General features: G+C 64.6%; 11 protein-coding genes. 3 read left to right on the forward strand and 8 right to left on the reverse strand.

The genetic code is table 11. The features are described from left to right. Window positions 1–450: 450 nt before the first annotated feature. The 8 genes from ASE70_RS02105 to ASE70_RS02140 all read right to left on the reverse strand — a co-directional run bounded on the left by ASE70_RS02105 (window position 451) and on the right by ASE70_RS02140 (window position 10,118). Complete coding sequence (locus tag ASE70_RS02105) at window positions 451–1,629, reverse strand: vWA domain-containing protein (RefSeq protein ID WP_056500947.1); 1,179 nt, start codon at window positions 1,627–1,629, stop codon at window positions 451–453. A gap of 198 nt (window positions 1,630–1,827) precedes the next feature. Beyond that, entirely contained in the window at window positions 1,828–3,195 is a 1,368-nt protein-coding gene (locus ASE70_RS02110) for a hypothetical protein (protein ID WP_056500950.1), read from the reverse strand. Window positions 3,196–3,238: 43 nt separating this feature from the next. Then, complete coding sequence (locus tag ASE70_RS02115; RefSeq protein ID WP_056500953.1) at window positions 3,239–3,781, reverse strand: CHAP domain-containing protein; 543 nt, start codon at window positions 3,779–3,781, stop codon at window positions 3,239–3,241. 85 nt (window positions 3,782–3,866) lie between these two features. Continuing rightward, window positions 3,867–4,712: an AAA family ATPase gene (locus tag ASE70_RS02120; RefSeq protein ID WP_056501137.1), complete on the reverse strand. Its 846-nt coding sequence runs from the start codon at window positions 4,710–4,712 to the stop codon at window positions 3,867–3,869. 50 nt (window positions 4,713–4,762) lie between these two features. Next, the gene (locus ASE70_RS02125) at window positions 4,763–5,422 is read right to left on the reverse strand and encodes a DUF6975 family protein (protein ID WP_235519523.1); all 660 of its coding nucleotides are present in this window, start codon (window positions 5,420–5,422) and stop codon (window positions 4,763–4,765) included. Between the two features lie 187 nt (window positions 5,423–5,609). After that, a complete protein-coding gene (gene rpoD, locus ASE70_RS02130) occupies window positions 5,610–7,649 on the reverse strand; it encodes an RNA polymerase sigma factor RpoD (RefSeq protein ID WP_056004133.1) in 2,040 nt (679 codons plus the stop codon). 164 nt (window positions 7,650–7,813) lie between these two features. Continuing rightward, a complete protein-coding gene (dnaG, locus tag ASE70_RS02135; RefSeq protein ID WP_056500956.1) occupies window positions 7,814–9,619 on the reverse strand; it encodes a DNA primase in 1,806 nt (601 codons plus the stop codon). Window positions 9,620–9,665: 46 nt separating this feature from the next. Continuing rightward, on the reverse strand, window positions 9,666–10,118 hold the full coding sequence (locus ASE70_RS02140; RefSeq protein WP_056400590.1) for a GatB/YqeY domain-containing protein: 453 nt from the start codon (window positions 10,116–10,118) through the stop codon (window positions 9,666–9,668). 145 nt (window positions 10,119–10,263) lie between these two features. On the opposite strand from ASE70_RS02140, the gene carA reads away from it, so the two are divergent. From carA to carB, 3 genes are read left to right on the forward strand one after another with little or no spacing between them, the layout of a single operon-like run. Continuing rightward, on the forward strand, window positions 10,264–11,463 hold the full coding sequence (carA, locus tag ASE70_RS02145; RefSeq protein ID WP_056500959.1) for a glutamine-hydrolyzing carbamoyl-phosphate synthase small subunit: 1,200 nt from the start codon (window positions 10,264–10,266) through the stop codon (window positions 11,461–11,463). Then, complete coding sequence (locus ASE70_RS02150) at window positions 11,460–11,852, forward strand: hypothetical protein (protein WP_056500963.1); 393 nt, start codon at window positions 11,460–11,462, stop codon at window positions 11,850–11,852. The genes carA and ASE70_RS02150 overlap by 4 nt, the downstream gene beginning before the upstream one ends. Then, window positions 11,852–15,172: a carbamoyl-phosphate synthase large subunit gene (gene carB / locus ASE70_RS02155; protein WP_056400578.1), complete on the forward strand. Its 3,321-nt coding sequence runs from the start codon at window positions 11,852–11,854 to the stop codon at window positions 15,170–15,172. Before ASE70_RS02150 ends, carB begins: the two co-directional genes overlap by 1 nt. Window positions 15,173–15,236 lie beyond the last annotated feature (64 nt).

Genomic DNA, 15,236 nt, shown 5'->3' on the forward strand with positions numbered 1-15,236 from the left:
ACGGAATTTCGTCATTCCCGCGCAGGCGGGAATCCATAGACGCCGACGGTTGGGCTCTATCCGCGACGCTGGCGTATATGGACTCCCGCCTGCGCGGAAGTGACGAGAGGGGATGGAACACGATTCCTGCGCCCAACGAACTGAATGTCGATCCCGCCTAGGGCCGATCGACATTCGGTAAGGTTTCAACTTCTCCCCTCCCTTACAAGAGCGTCGGGCCGGTCATGCCCCCGGCATGACCTAAACAGTGCGGGGCACTGTTTACCCGAAGCTGGGTCGGGGGTGGGTTGGCCCGCGAGGGAGCGTACCGCCAGCCCCAAACCTACCCACCCCCAGCCCCTCCCTTGTCAGGGAGGGGAGCAGTTTGCTGGCCTGACACCTGACTGTCGATCGGTCCTGGGAGTTCGTTTGGAAACGCGCTTCGGCGCGTTTTCAAACAGCATCTCACGCTTATCGCCGGCGCGATAATTCGCGCATGGCGGCGTCCAGCCCGTCGAGGGTCAGCGGGTACATCCGATCGGCGAACAGGTCGCGGATCAACTGCGTCGAGTGCGACCATTGCCAATGGTCCGGCGGCGCGGGATTGATCCACGCCGCCGATCGCCAATGGGCGGTCAGGCGTTGCAGCCAGACCGCGCCGGCTTCGGCATTGCCATGTTCGACCGATCCGCCGGGCTGCAGGATCTCGTAGGGGCTCATCGCCGCGTCGCCGACCAGGACAAGGCGGTAGTCCGGACCATAGGTCCGCAGCAGGTCGGCAGTCGGGGTCCGTTCGGTCCAGCGACGGCGGTTATCGCGCCAGACGCCTTCGTAAATGCAGTTGTGGAAATAGAAGAAGTCGAGATGCCGGAATTCGGCAGTGGCGGCGGAGAACAACTCCTCGACCTGCTCGACGAACGGGTCCATCGATCCACCGACATCGAGGAACAGCAGCAGCTTGACGGCATTGCGCCGTTCCGGCCGCATCGCAACGTCGAGAAAGCCGCGTCGCGCCGTTCCCGCGATCGTCGCGTCGAGATCGAGTTCGTCGGCGGCCCCTTCGCGGGCGAAGCGTCGCAGGCGACGCAGCGCGACCTTCAGGTTGCGGGTGCCGAGTTCGCGCTGGTTGTCGAGGTTGCGAAACGCGCGCTGTTCCCAGACCTTGACCGCGCGGCGATGGCGGCTCTCTCCGCCGATCCGGACGCCTTCGGGATTATAGCCGCCATGGCCGAACGGACTGGTGCCGCCGGTACCGATCCATTTCGATCCGCCTTCATGCCGGTCATGCTGTTCGGCCAGCCGTTGCCGCAACCGGTCCATGAGTGCGTCCCAATCGCCCGTCGCCGCGACCTTCGCCATGTCGTCGGGTGAGAGATAGCGTTCGGCGATGCGACGCAGCCATTCGTCGGGCATGGAGACCGGATCGACGCCCGCCGTGCCGTCGATGCCGGCAAAGGCCTGTCCGAACACCCGGTCGAACCGGTCGATCAGGCTCTCGTCCTTGACGAAGGTCGTACGGGCTAAATGATAGAAGCTGTCCAGCGTCCGGTCGATCACGCCACGCTCGATCGCTTCGAGCAGGACCAGATGCTCGCGGATGCTGACCGCGATGCCGGCGGTGCGCAGCGCCTCGACGAACGAATGGAACATGGCCGATGTCTTAGAGCATGACCGGACCATGTTGAACCACCGTCATCGCCCTGCGGGCGACCGCTGCGCGGCGGGCTGCTGTCGACGTGATGCTGCGTTGCTCGTCGGTTACGATGCTTCGGCATCGCTCCCTCCTCGCGCCTTGCCGCACGCCGAAATCACCGCCGTGCCGATGATCCAACATGGTCCGGTCATGCTCTAGCGCGATCGGGCGTAGAGGCGCCAGTGGCTGCCCGACAGGCCGTTCGGGTCGCCGCGCGCGATCTCCTCGAATTGCCGGCCGCAATGGACGAGCGGATCGGGGAAGCGATTGCCGCCGTCGCGTTCGATAAAGCGAAACGGCGCGCAGCGGCTGTCGTCGATGGTCAGTCGATAGCCGCGCGACCGTGCGGCGGCGATCAGGATCGCGGTCGAACGCGACAGCGCGACGGAGACCCGTGCGCCGTCCGGTGCCACTTCGGTCAGCTTCGAAATCGCCTGACCGGGGTCTCCCCGCAAATTGGTCACCAATGCTCCGTCGCGTTCGACCGCAGTCCAGACGAAGACCGTGCCGGCAATCAGCACAGGCAGACGCCAGACGCCCCGCCTCGCCCACAGGACGGGCAGGATGCACGCGGCCGACAGGAGCAAGGGCGGAACGGCGACGATATAGTAACGGGACGCGCCGCTGTTCGGCAGCGCGAGCAGCGCGACCATCAACGGTAGCGCGACTGCCGTCAGCAGGACGAGGCCGGTGAACCGGTCGCGGACGAACCAGCCGGCGATGGCGACTGCCGGGGCGATGACCCACAGCCCGCAACTCCATGTCCACAACTGTTCGAGGCCGAGCAGCATTCTCCAGTCGTCATGCGGTTCGCGCGCACCGAACTGGAACCCGGCCTTGCTGGTCGCGGCCGCCGTCCACGCGATGGCGATCAGCAGCATGACCGCGATGGCGGCCGGGACGAACAGGCGGGCGGTGTCGCGTACCGCAGATCGCCAGCCCGCCGCGCGCCATCGCTGGATCGCAACCCATGGACCGAGTGCTGCAAGGGCAAAGACCATCGTCGCCTGTGACAGGCACCCGAAGATTGCAGCCAGCGCGATGGCGGTCGCCGGTGATCGGGCGGCAGGATCGGCAAGCCAGCGGTCAGCCACGCCGATCGCGGCGACCCAGGCAAACAGCATCGGCGCATAGCCGCGCGCTTCCGATCCGAAGGTCACCAGAAACGGCGAAACGGCGAAGGTAATGGCGGCAAGGATCGCCGCCGCTTTCCCCCGTCGTAGCGCGATCGTGGCGGCCAGCGGGATGGTCGCGCTGCCGGTGGCGATCGACAGCGCGCGCTGCAGCAGTGGCGGGGCACCGCTACCTACCCATTGCAGCCACAGGCTGTTGAGATGGTGGTTGTTGTCGTGATTAATCCCGACGAACACCCCGGCGGGGGTCCCCACGTCCTGCGCGGTCACCGCCGACCATGCCTCGTCGAGCCACAAGCCGCCCCGCGCGGCGAGAATGCGCAGGATCAGGCCGGCAATCGTGATGAGCGCGACCGCCGTCCAGACGCCGCGCTGCTTCCCGGTCGTCATCGCGACAGTCCCTAAAGAACGGTGGCGGGCGGGTGCGACGCGCTCAACGGCCGTAGGCGTCGATCAGCGACCCGACATAATCGGGTGCCTTGCCACCCAGTTCGGCAGCGGGGCGGGGGCCGTAGATGAAGCCGTGCGTCGGATATTCCGAACCGCCCAGCCCCTGCGTATCGCGATACCAGACCTTCACCCGCGTCCAGTCGCCCTTCGCCGAGACGTCGAATACAGTGACGTCCTGCTCGACGCCGCCGCGCACCCCGTTGATCCGCGACCAGTTCGCGTGGGTGACCATCGCGACGCGCGGTTCGACGACGTGGCTGATGACGAGGACATGGCCGAGCGGCAGGCGATCGGTTTTGGCAAAGGCGAGAACGGCACCGACCTTCGGCCTGTGCCCGCGCGGATAGCGGCCGTCCGCCTGATCCCACCACGTCCACGCGTCGCCATAGATCTCGACGCCCGACGCCGCGCGCGCAAACGGAACGCATTGCCCGACATAGTCGAGCAGCGAACGCGCGCCGACCGGCACGCTGACGATAGCGGCAAAGGCGAGGAGCAGCGTGCCCCGGAGAAGCGAACCGAACATGATGACGATCCTGCCGAACGATGGTCGCCAATTGATGAGCGAACATGGTTACCGGATCGTAAAGTCCACGCAACCCCCTGCGCTATCAGCCGCCCTTGCGCCGATGCAGAAACGCCAGCCGTTCGAACAGCATCACATCCTGTTCGTTCTTGAGCAGCGCGCCATGCAGCGGCGGGATCGCCTTGGCCGGATCGTGCGACGCCAGCACCTCCAGCGGCATGTCGTCGTGCAGCAGCAGTTTCAGCCAGTCGAGCAGTTCGCTGGTCGACGGTTTCTTCTTCAGCCCCGGCGTCTCGCGCACCGCGAAGAACAGGTCGAGCGCGCGGTTGACCAGCAACGTCTGGATGCCGGGGAAATGCACGTCGATGATCGCCTGCATCGTCGCGCGGTCGGGAAAGCGGATATAGTGGAAGAAGCAGCGGCGCAGGAACGCGTCGGGCAGCTCCTTCTCGTTGTTCGACGTGATGACCACGATCGGCCGTTCGCGGGCCGTCACCCGCTCGCCGGTCTCGTACACGTCGAACGCCATCCGATCGAGTTCATGGAGCAGATCGTTGGGGAATTCGATATCGGCCTTGTCGACCTCATCGATCAACAGCACCGGCAGGGTCGGGCTGACGAACGCCTCCCATAATTTCCCCTGGCGGATATAGTTGGCGATGTCGTGGACGCGGGGATCGCCCAATTGTCCGTCGCGCAGCCGCGCCACCGCGTCATATTCGTACAGGCCCTGCTGCGCGCGCGTGGTCGATTTGACGTTCCATTCGATCAGGGGGGCACCGATCGCGCGGGCGATCTCCTGCGCCAATACCGTCTTGCCGGTGCCCGGTTCGCCCTTGACCAGCAACGGGCGGCGCAGCGTCACCGCGGCATTGACCGCGACCTTCAGGTCGTCGGTCGCGACATAGCCCCTGGTTCCCTCGAACCGCATCGCCTGTTCCTGACTCATGGCCAAGCGATACGGACAGATTCTGCCGAACGCTAGCCGCGGCTTTCGGCGCGCGCGGCGATCAGGTCCCACAGGCCGCGATGCTGGGCCAGCAACTGCTGGATGCCGAAGGTCATCGCGCGTTCGACCGCTGCGTTCATGGCGACCGCTGCGATCAGCTGCCGGGTTTGCGCAGGCGAGGGCAGGGTGCAGGGGATGACGTCGATCCCCATCCGCTCGGCGGCGGCATCGAGAGGGCGGCGGATCACCGGCCAGTCGAGGGTCACCGCAATCGCTGCACCCAGCGCGCAGCCGGGTCGCACCGAGCGCGACAGCAGGTCGATGGCATTGCGTTGCGTCGCCAGCGCCGCTTCCGTCGCGGCCTGCCCGGGGGTGCCCGGCGGCGGTCCCGCCGCGGCGGCGACCCGGATCAGATAGGCGCGTTCCTCGACGAACGCGGCACCGGCACGGGCCAGCCAGTCTTCTGCCGCCGGATTGTTGGTGGCGCTGCTCGCCAGATCGACCACGCCCGGATGGCGTCCGTGCAACGTACATAGCTGATGCAGCGCATCGGCGATGTCGCGCACGGCGACGCCGGCATGGGCCAGCCGTTCCGGTGTGGCGTGTGTGCCGCTTCCATCGGCATGAACGATCTGCGCCAGCCTGTCGGCTACCCCGCTGTCATTCGTGTCGTTCGCAATCGCAACTATCACCGACGGCCCCCATTTTCGTCTGACCGGGTAATCCCCGCTCGACCGATGGTATGCCCGCAAGAGATAACTCAAGCGCGTAGGAACAGGGTTTCCAGCACTTTAACCGCGCTTAACGCCGCTATTCGGGCTTCGGTCTGCCGCCGAAACGAAACGCCCCGGCGCTGGTGAAGCGTCGGGGCGGAGAAACCTACTGGTCGAGGAAGGACCGCATTTTCCGGCTGCGGCTCGGATGTTTCAGCTTACGCAGCGCCTTCGCCTCGATCTGGCGAATACGCTCGCGGGTCACGCTGAACTGCTGTCCGACTTCTTCGAGCGTGTGGTCGGTGTTCATGCCGATGCCGAAGCGCATGCGCAGCACGCGTTCTTCGCGCGGAGTCAGGCTGGCAAGGACGCGGGTGACCGTTTCCTTCAAATTCGCCTGGATCGCGGCATCGACCGGGATGATCGCGTTCTTGTCCTCGATGAAGTCGCCGAGATGCGAATCTTCCTCGTCGCCGATCGGCGTTTCGAGGCTGATCGGCTCCTTGGCGATCTTCATCACCTTGCGAACCTTTTCGAGCGGCATCGACAGCCGTTCGGCCATTTCCTCCGGCGTCGGTTCGCGGCCCTGTTCGTGCAGGAACTGGCGGCTGGTGCGGACCAGCTTGTTGATCGTCTCGATCATATGCACCGGGATGCGGATCGTCCGCGCCTGATCGGCGATCGAGCGGGTGATCGCCTGCCGGATCCACCACGTCGCATAGGTGCTGAACTTGTAACCGCGACGATATTCGAACTTATCGACCGCCTTCATCAACCCGATATTCCCCTCTTGGATCAGGTCGAGGAATTGCAGGCCGCGATTGGTGTATTTCTTGGCGATCGAGATGACGAGGCGCAGATTGGCCTCGACCATTTCCTTCTTGGCGATCCGCGCCTCGCGCTCGCCCTTCTGGACCATGTTGACGATGCGCCGGAACTCGCCCAGCGCCATGCCGGTCTGCTGCGCGATCTCGGCGATCTCGGTGCGGATGCGATCGACTGCAGCGCCTTCGTTATCGACGAACGCCTTCCACTTCTTGTCGATCGTCGCGACCGAGGTCAGCCACTGTTCGTCCAGCTCGTGATCGACATAGCTGTCGAGGAACGCCTTGCGCGGCACCTTGTGACGCTCGGCCAGACGCAGCATCTGCCCGCCCAGCGCGGTCAGGCGCCGGTTATAGGCGTATAGCTGATCGACCAGATATTCGATCTTCGCCTGATGGAACTGGACGCTTTCGACCTCGGCCGTCAGCTCCTCGCGCAGCTTCTGATACTTGCGCTCCTCGGCATTGCTCAGGCCATCGCCGGTCGCCATCGCGTCGAGACGCTGCGACTGCATTTTCGAGAACTTCTTGAAGATCGCGGTGATGTTGGCGAACTTCTCCAGCGCCTGCGGCTTGAGCTGTTCTTCCATCTGCGCGAGGCTGAGGGTGTTGTCCTCCTCATCGTCGTCGCTCGGACGGGGCGCACGGCGTTCGCCATCCTCGTCCTCGTCGACCGACGGTTCCTCGGGCTCTTCCTCTTCCTTGAAGCTGGGACCAGCGTTCTTCGACGAAATCTCGCCATTGTCGTCGGCGTCCTCGTCGTCGGACAGCGATTCCGGCGCAGGGTCCTTCGACAGCATCGCGTCGAGATCGAGAATCTCGCGCAGCTGCATCGTGCCTTCGTTCAGTGCCGTCGACCAGCCGATAATCGCGTTGAAGGTGATCGGCGATTCACACAGGCCGAAGATCATCGTGTCGCGACCGGCCTCGATCCGCTTGGCGATGGCGATTTCGCCCTCGCGGCTCAGCAGTTCGACCGCGCCCATCTCGCGCAGATACATCCGCACCGGATCATCGGTGCGGTCGACGGTTTCCTTCTTCTTGACCGGTTCGAAAGCTGCGGACGCCTCGTCCTGTTCGGCGGCGCTGTCGTCGGCGTCGTCGTCTTCCTGCTTCGCGCGTTCCTCGCCTTCGCCGTCCTCGCCCGCGTCCTCATTCTCGACGACGTTGACGCCCATGTCGTTCAGCGCCGACATGATGTCCTCGATCTGCTCCGAGGTCATCTGATCCTGCGGCAGCATTTCGTTCAGCTGGTCGACGGTGATGTAGCCGCGCTTCTTCGCGCGGGCGACCAGCTTCTTGATCGACCCTTCGTTCAGGTCGATCAGCGGCGCGTCGCCGGTATCGATCGTGTCGTCGCCGCCACCATTCGCCTTGGCCATCAATAACCCTCAGAAATTTACGCAGCGCGTCTGCCCAGCGCTATTTTACCCGTCGTCTTCGTCCGACACCGTACCTTTTGCAAGCCAAGAGCGCGCATTCCGGCGGTTCGATCGTGGATTTCGGGCAATTCTAAGACGGCGATATGGGAAACGGCGGCGAGGGATCAAGCCGCCTCGTCCAGTTCCTCCATCCAGCTGCGGATACGCGCCTGCACGGCGGCATGGTCGGACCGGGCCTGTTGATACTCGGCAAAGGTCCGTTCGGTCGTTTCCTGACGGCACCGTTCGGCGGCCGCATTCTCGGCGCGGCGACAGGCCTGTTCGTCGACCAGGATCTGGATCACGCGCAACAGGTCGGTCTCGGCCGTTTCCCGCTCGGCGTCGCGCAGCCAGAAGGTGAAGGCGAGGTCGGTTTCCTTGTTCCGCCGCGCCATGTCGACCAGCTGCCGGTCGGCGGCGATCGTGTCGGTCAGCAGGCTTTCGCTCAGGTCGCTGCGATAGATGGCAAGGTCGATCAGGTGGTTGCGCCAACGCTGCAACTGCTGGTTCTTGATCGGCAGCTGCGCGATCAGCTCGCAGTGGCGGGTGAGCACGTCGACATGCTGCATCAGCCCCATCAGCACCGCCCGCTGGAACGCGAAGACCAGATCGACTTCCTTGACGTCCGCCGCCGCCGCCATGTCGTTGGCGACGATGCGCAGCCGCCGGTCCTTGGCACCGAACAGCGCGAAGAACTGGTCCTTGAACGTCCGGAAATATTCGCGGCGAATGCCTTCATGGGTGATCGTACCCGCAAGGCGCGCGAGCTCATGCTCGAACGCGGCCCGCTCATCGGGACCGGCCCCGGGCGGCAGCGTCGCCAGTTCCAGCCGCCACAGAAAATCGGACAGCGATTCGCGGCGTGCGAGCAAATCCTCGAACGCCTGCGGTCCTTCCGCGCGGACCAGATCGTCGGGGTCCATGCCGTCGGGAATGGTGACGATCGAAATGCTCTTGCCCGGTTGCAGCAACGGCAGTGCGCGTTCGGCCGCACGCCGGGCCGCCTTGATCCCCGCGGCATCCCCGTCGAAACACAGGATCGGCACGTCCGCCATCCGCCACAGCCGTTCGAGCTGATGCTCGGTCAGCGCGGTGCCGAGCGGTGCGACGACCTCATCGAAACCGGCCTGCGCCAGCGCGATGACGTCCATATAACCCTCGACCGCGATCACCCGCTTCGCCTTACGCGCAGCGGTCTGGGCCCGGTCGATATTGTAGAGCGTCCGCCCCTTGTCGAAGAGCGGGGTTTCGGGCGAGTTCAGATATTTCGGTTCGCCATCGCCAAGGATGCGCCCGCCGAACGCCATCGTCCGGCCGCGTGCATCGCGGATCGGGATGATCAGCCGTCCGCGGAACCGGTCATAGGGCTCCTTGCCCTCGACCGAGATCAGCATCCCCGATTCGACCAGCATCGGATCGCCGTACGACGCCAGTGCCGCCTTCAACCGCCCGCGCGCATCGGGTGCGAAGCCCATGCCGAAGGCGCGCGCCGTTTCCGCCTTGATGCCGCGCTTGGCCAGCGCGTCGCGGGCGATGCCGCCTTCGTCGCCGAGCCGGTCGGCGAACCAGGTCTGCGCGTCGGCCATCAAGTCGTGCAGGCCCTTGGCGCGCTCCGCCTGTTTGGCCGAGCGTGCATCCTGCGCCGGCATTTCGAGGCCGGCGGCGGCGGCCAGTTCCTTCACCGCGTCGATGAAGGGCAGGCCGCGCTGGTCGGTCATCCAGCGGATCGCATCGCCATGCGCGCCGCAGCCGAAGCAATGGTAGAAGCCCTTGTCGTCATTGACCCAGAAGCTCGGCGTCTTCTCGGTATGGAACGGGCAGCACGCCTTGTGCTCATTGCCCGACCGCTGGAGCTTCACCGACTTGCCGACCAGCGCCGACAGCGTCGTGCGGGTGCGCAACTCGTCGAGGAACTGGGGCGAAAGGGTCATGGGACCATATGCCCCGAACGGAACGGGGTCGGCAACCGCTTATGCGTCAGCCCAGCGCCGCCTTCACCGCCGCGCTGGCCTTGCTCATGTCGAGCTCGCTGCCGTGGCGCGACTTCAGCTCGGCCATCACCCGGCCCATGTCCTTCATGCCCGTCGCGCCCAGATCGGCCTTGATCGCCTCGATCGCGGCGGCCGTCTGTGCTTCGTCCATCTGTTGCGGGAGGAAGCGTTCGATGACGGTGACTTCGCGCGCCTCGGCGGCGGCCAGTTCGGGGCGATTGCCCTTTTCATACATCTCGATCGATTCGCGGCGCTGCTTGACCATTTTCTGGAGCACTTCGACGACCAGCGCGTCGTCGCTGTCGGGAGCCTTGCCGGTGCGCGCCTCGATATCGCGGTTCTTGATCGAGGACTGGATCAGCCGGATCGTGGCCGTGCCTTCCTTGTCGCCGCCCTTCATGGCGGTGACCAGCGCGTCCTTGATGGTGTCGCGAATCATGCGGGTTCCAATGTCGTTCGTTCGGATAAGCGATCACCCTTAGCCGCAATCGTCCGACGATCACAGGATTGACGGGGGCCGGGGTTGGGACTAGCCGCCACCGCTTAGCGACATCATCAGATTTACCCAGGAGTGCCCGCCCATCATGGCCGACGCCAAGCCATTCGCCATGCCCGACGGAGCTACGGGTGTTCTGGTCCTTGCCAATGGCGACGTGCTGTGGGGCCGTGGCTTCGGTGCCGAAGGCGCAGCGGTGGGCGAGGTGTGCTTCCACACCGCGATGACCGGGTATCAGGAAATCATGACCGATCCGTCCTTTGCCGGGCAGATCATCACCTTCACCTTTCCGCACATCGGCAATGTCGGCACCAATGTCGACGACGTCGAGGCGAACGATCCGCATGCGCTGGGCATGATCGTCCGTGAGGATGTGACCGAGCCGTCGAATTTCCGGTCGAACGAGCATCTCGATGCGTGGATGGCGCGGCACAACCGGATCGGCCTCGCGGGAATCGACACCCGCGCGCTGACCCGCCGCATCCGGCAGGGCGGCGCGCCGAACGGCGTCATCGCGCATTCGGCGACCGGCGAGTTCGATATTCCCGTGTTGCTGGCACAGGCGCAGGCGTGGCCGGGGCTGGAGGGCATGGACCTTGCCAAGACCGTGTCGTGCGAGACCCATTATGGCTGGGCCGGCGGGGCATGGCATCTGGGCAAGGGCTATGATGACAGCACCGGTGTCGAAGTTGGCGAAGGTACCACGCAGGCGAACGCGCGTCCGCATGTCGTTGCGATCGATTATGGTAGCAAACGCAATATCTTCCGCAATCTTGTTCATGCGGGTGCCGAAGTAACCGTGCTACCAGCTACCGCGACCTATGACGAGGTCATGGCGGCCAACCCCGACGGCATCTTCCTGTCGAACGGTCCGGGCGATCCCGCCGCGACCGGCGACTATGCGGTGCCGGTGATCCGGCAGTTGCTGGAGACGGGCAAACCGCTGTTCGGCATCTGCCTGGGGCACCAGTTGCTCGGCCTCGCGCTGGGCGCGACCACCAGCAAGATGCATCAGGGCCATCGCGGCGCGAACCATCCGGTCAAGCGGCTGTCGGATGGCGCGGTCGAGATCACCAGCATGAACCATGGCTTCGCGGTCGAACGCGACAGCCTGCCGGCGAATGTCCGCGAAACGCATGTGTCGCTGTTCGACGGATCGAATGCCGGCATCGAAGTGGACGGCGGTCGCGCGTTTTCGGTCCAGTATCATCCCGAGGCATCGCCCGGACCGCAGGACAGCTTCTATCTGTTCGAGCGGTTTGTGGGGATGATGCGGGGATCGAATTGAAGCGAGCCCTCAAAGGGTTCGCGATCCTCGTGATCGTTCTGGCCGTCCTGATCGGCGGTGGTTTGTGGCTGTTAATCTGGATGGCGGGAGGCGGTAGTTGCGAAACGACCTATTACCAGCATGCGCGCCTTTCGAACGGCGCGATCGCTCGGGTCCAGATGACGGATTGCGGCGCCACCACCGGCTTTTCCCGTGTGGTCATCGTCACCAAGCCTGGACTGTGGGATCGCGAATGCCACGCCCTGGCATTACGGGGCCAGCCGCAGCTACGCCTAGATCCGCGTAGTGATGGCGGCCTGAAAATTACGCATAACGCGCCAGCCGCGGATGTGATCGCTCAGAACTCAAGTTGCTTCGGCAACCCGATACAAGTTGTTCAGGAACGCTGATGCCAAAACGCACCGACATTTCGTCCATCCTCGTCATCGGCGCGGGGCCGATCGTCATCGGTCAGGCTTGCGAGTTCGATTACTCGGGCGTGCAGGCGATCAAGGCGTTGAAGGAGGAGGGCTATCGCATCGTCCTCGTCAACTCCAACCCCGCGACGATCATGACCGATCCGGACCTGGCCGACGCGACCTATGTCGAGCCGATCACCCCGGCGGTCGTCGCCAAGATCATCGAGAAGGAGCGCCCCGATGCGGTGCTGCCGACGATGGGCGGGCAGACCGCGCTGAACACTGCGCTGGCGCTGGCGAATGACGGGACGCTCGAAAAGTTCGGCGTGACCATGATCGGCGCCGATGCCGAGGCGATCGACAAGGCCGAGGACCGTCAGAAGTTCAAGGTCGCGATGGACAAGATCGGCCTCGAATCGGCGCGCAGCCATATCGCGCACAGCGAGGCGGAGGCGCTGGCGGGCCTCGAACATGTCGGGCTGCCGGCGATCATCCGCCCGTCCTTCACGCTGGGCGGGACCGGCGGCGGCGTCGCCTATAACCGTGACGAATTTCTGAAGATCGTTCGCGAAGGGCTGGACGCGTCGCCGACCACCGAGGTGCTGATCGAGGAATCGCTGCTCGGGTGGAAGGAATATGAGATGGAAGTCGTCCGCGACCGCGCGGACAATGCCATCATCGTGTGTTCGATCGAGAATATCGATCCGATGGGCGTCCACACCGGCGATTCGATTACCGTCGCCCCCGCGCTGACGCTGACAGACAAGGAATATCAGATCATGCGCAATGCATCGATCGCGGTACTCCGAGAAATCGGTGTCGAAACAGGCGGTTCGAACGTACAGTTCGCGGTCAATCCGAAGGACGGCCGCCTGATCGTCATCGAGATGAACCCGCGCGTGTCGCGGTCGTCGGCACTGGCGTCGAAGGCGACCGGCTTCCCGATCGCAAAGGTCGCGGCGAAGCTGGCGGTCGGCTATACGCTCGACGAGATCACCAACGACATCACCGGCGCCACGCCGGCGTCGTTCGAACCGACGATCGACTATGTCGTCACCAAGATTCCGCGCTTCGCCTTCGAAAAGTTCAAGGGGTCGCAGGCGGTGCTGTCGACCGCGATGAAGTCGGTCGGCGAGGTCATGGCGATCGGCCGTAATATTCATGAGTCGATGCAGAAGGCACTGCGTGGTCTGGAAACCGGGCTGTCGGGCTTCAACACCGTCGAGCGCCTTGCCGGTGCGCCGCGTGCGGAAATCGAGGCGGCGCTGGCCGTGGCGACCCCCGACCGGCTGCTGGTCGCGGCACAGGCGCTGCGCGAAGGCTTCAGCGTCGCCGAAGTCCACGCCATCGCGAAGTACGATCCGTGGTTCCTCGAACGCATTGCCGAAATCGTCGCGGCGGAAACCGAAGTCTGCACCAACGGCCTGCCGCAGGACGCCGCGGGGATGCGCCGGCTGAAGTCGATGGGATTCAGCGACAAGCGGCTGGCATGGCTGGCGCTGCAATCGGCCAATCTGCGCGGCATGGAGCGTGGCATCGCGCGTGGCTCGGGCCTGATCCACGAGGTCGTCAAGATGATGACTGGCGGCGTGACTGAGGAAGAAGTGCGCGCGCATCGCCACAAGCTGGGCGTGCGGCCGGTCTTCAAGCGGATCGATACTTGTGCGGCCGAGTTCGAGGCGAAGACGCCGTACATGTATTCGACCTACGAAGCGCCGACGTTCGGCGAGCCGGAGGATGAAAGCGCGCCGTCGGACGCGCGGAAAATCGTCATCCTCGGCGGCGGTCCGAACCGGATCGGGCAGGGGATCGAGTTCGATTATTGCTGCTGCCATGCCTGCTTTGCGTTGAGCGACGCCGGCTATGAAACCATCATGGTCAACTGCAATCCCGAAACGGTGTCGACCGATTACGACACGTCGGACCGGCTGTATTTCGAGCCGCTGACCGCCGAGGACGTGCTGGAAATCCTGCACGTCGAAGCGTCGCAGGGCGAACTGGTCGGGGTGATCGTGCAGTTTGGCGGGCAGACGCCGCTGAACCTCGCCCGCGCACTCGAAGCGGCCGGTATCCCGATCCTCGGCACCACGCCGGACTCGATCGATCTGGCCGAGGATCGTGAGCGGTTCGCCGATCTGGTCACCTCGCTTGGCCTGCTCCAGCCGGCCAATGGTCTGGCGCGCAGCCGCGACGAAGCGGCGGTGATCGCCGAGCGGATCGGCTATCCGGTGCTGATGCGGCCGAGCTATGTGCTGGGCGGGCGCGCAATGGAGATAGTCGATTCGCTGGGGCAGCTCGACGATTATATCCAGACGGCGGTGCAGGTGTCGGGCGATTCGCCGGTGCTGATCGACCAGTATCTGCGCGACGCGATCGAGGTGGATGTCGATGCGATCGCCGATGGCGACGATGTCGTCGTCGCGGGCGTGTTGCAGCATATCGAGGAAGCGGGCGTCCATTCGGGCGACAGCGCGTGTTCGATGCCGCCTTATTCGCTGACCGCCGACGTCATCGCCGAGATCGAGCGGCAGACGGTGGCGCTGGCCAAGGCACTGAACGTCAAGGGGCTGATGAACATCCAGTTCGCGGTCAAGGACGGCAAGGTCTATCTGATCGAGGTCAATCCGCGCGCCAGCCGCACGGTGCCGTTCGTCGCCAAGGCGATCGGCACGCCGGTCGCCAAGATCGCGGCGCGGGTGATGGCGGGCGAGAAGCTGGCCGACCTGCCGATGATCGACCGCCACATAGACCATGTCGCGGTCAAGGAAGCGGTGTTCCCATGGGGCCGCTTCCCCGGTGTCGATCCGGTGCTGTCACCGGAAATGAAGTCGACCGGCGAAGTCATGGGAATCGATAGCGATTTCGCGACCGCGTTTGCCAAGGCACAGATGGGCGCGAGCATCGTCCTGCCGACCGGTGGCACGGTGTTCGTCTCGGTCAAGTCGGGCGACAAGCCGGTGATCCTGCCCGGCGTGCAGTTGCTGGTCGAGATGGGGTTCAGGATCGTCGCGACCGCCGGCACCGCCGATTATCTGGCCGAACATGGCGTGCCGGTCGAACGCGTGAACAAGGTGGCGCAGGGCCGTCCGCATATCGTCGACAAGATTTTCGACGGTGCGATCGCGATGATCTTCAACACGACCGAAGGCTGGCAGTCGCTGAAGGACTCCGAATCGATCCGCGCGTCGGCGCAGTCGCAGAAGGTCCCGTATTTCACGACCGCCCCGGCCAGCGTGGCGGTGGCACAGGCCATTCAGGCACTGGCCGCCCGCTCCCTTGAAGTGCGGCCGTTGCAGTCCTATTATTCTTGATCGCACAACTGATCCCCATCAACGAATAGTTGCGCACGGACGGGCAGGGAGGCCCGGCCGTGTG

Origin of the sequence: Sphingomonas sp. Leaf22 (assembly GCF_001421715.1) — a bacterium.
GTDB lineage: Bacteria > Pseudomonadota > Alphaproteobacteria > Sphingomonadales > Sphingomonadaceae > Sphingomonas.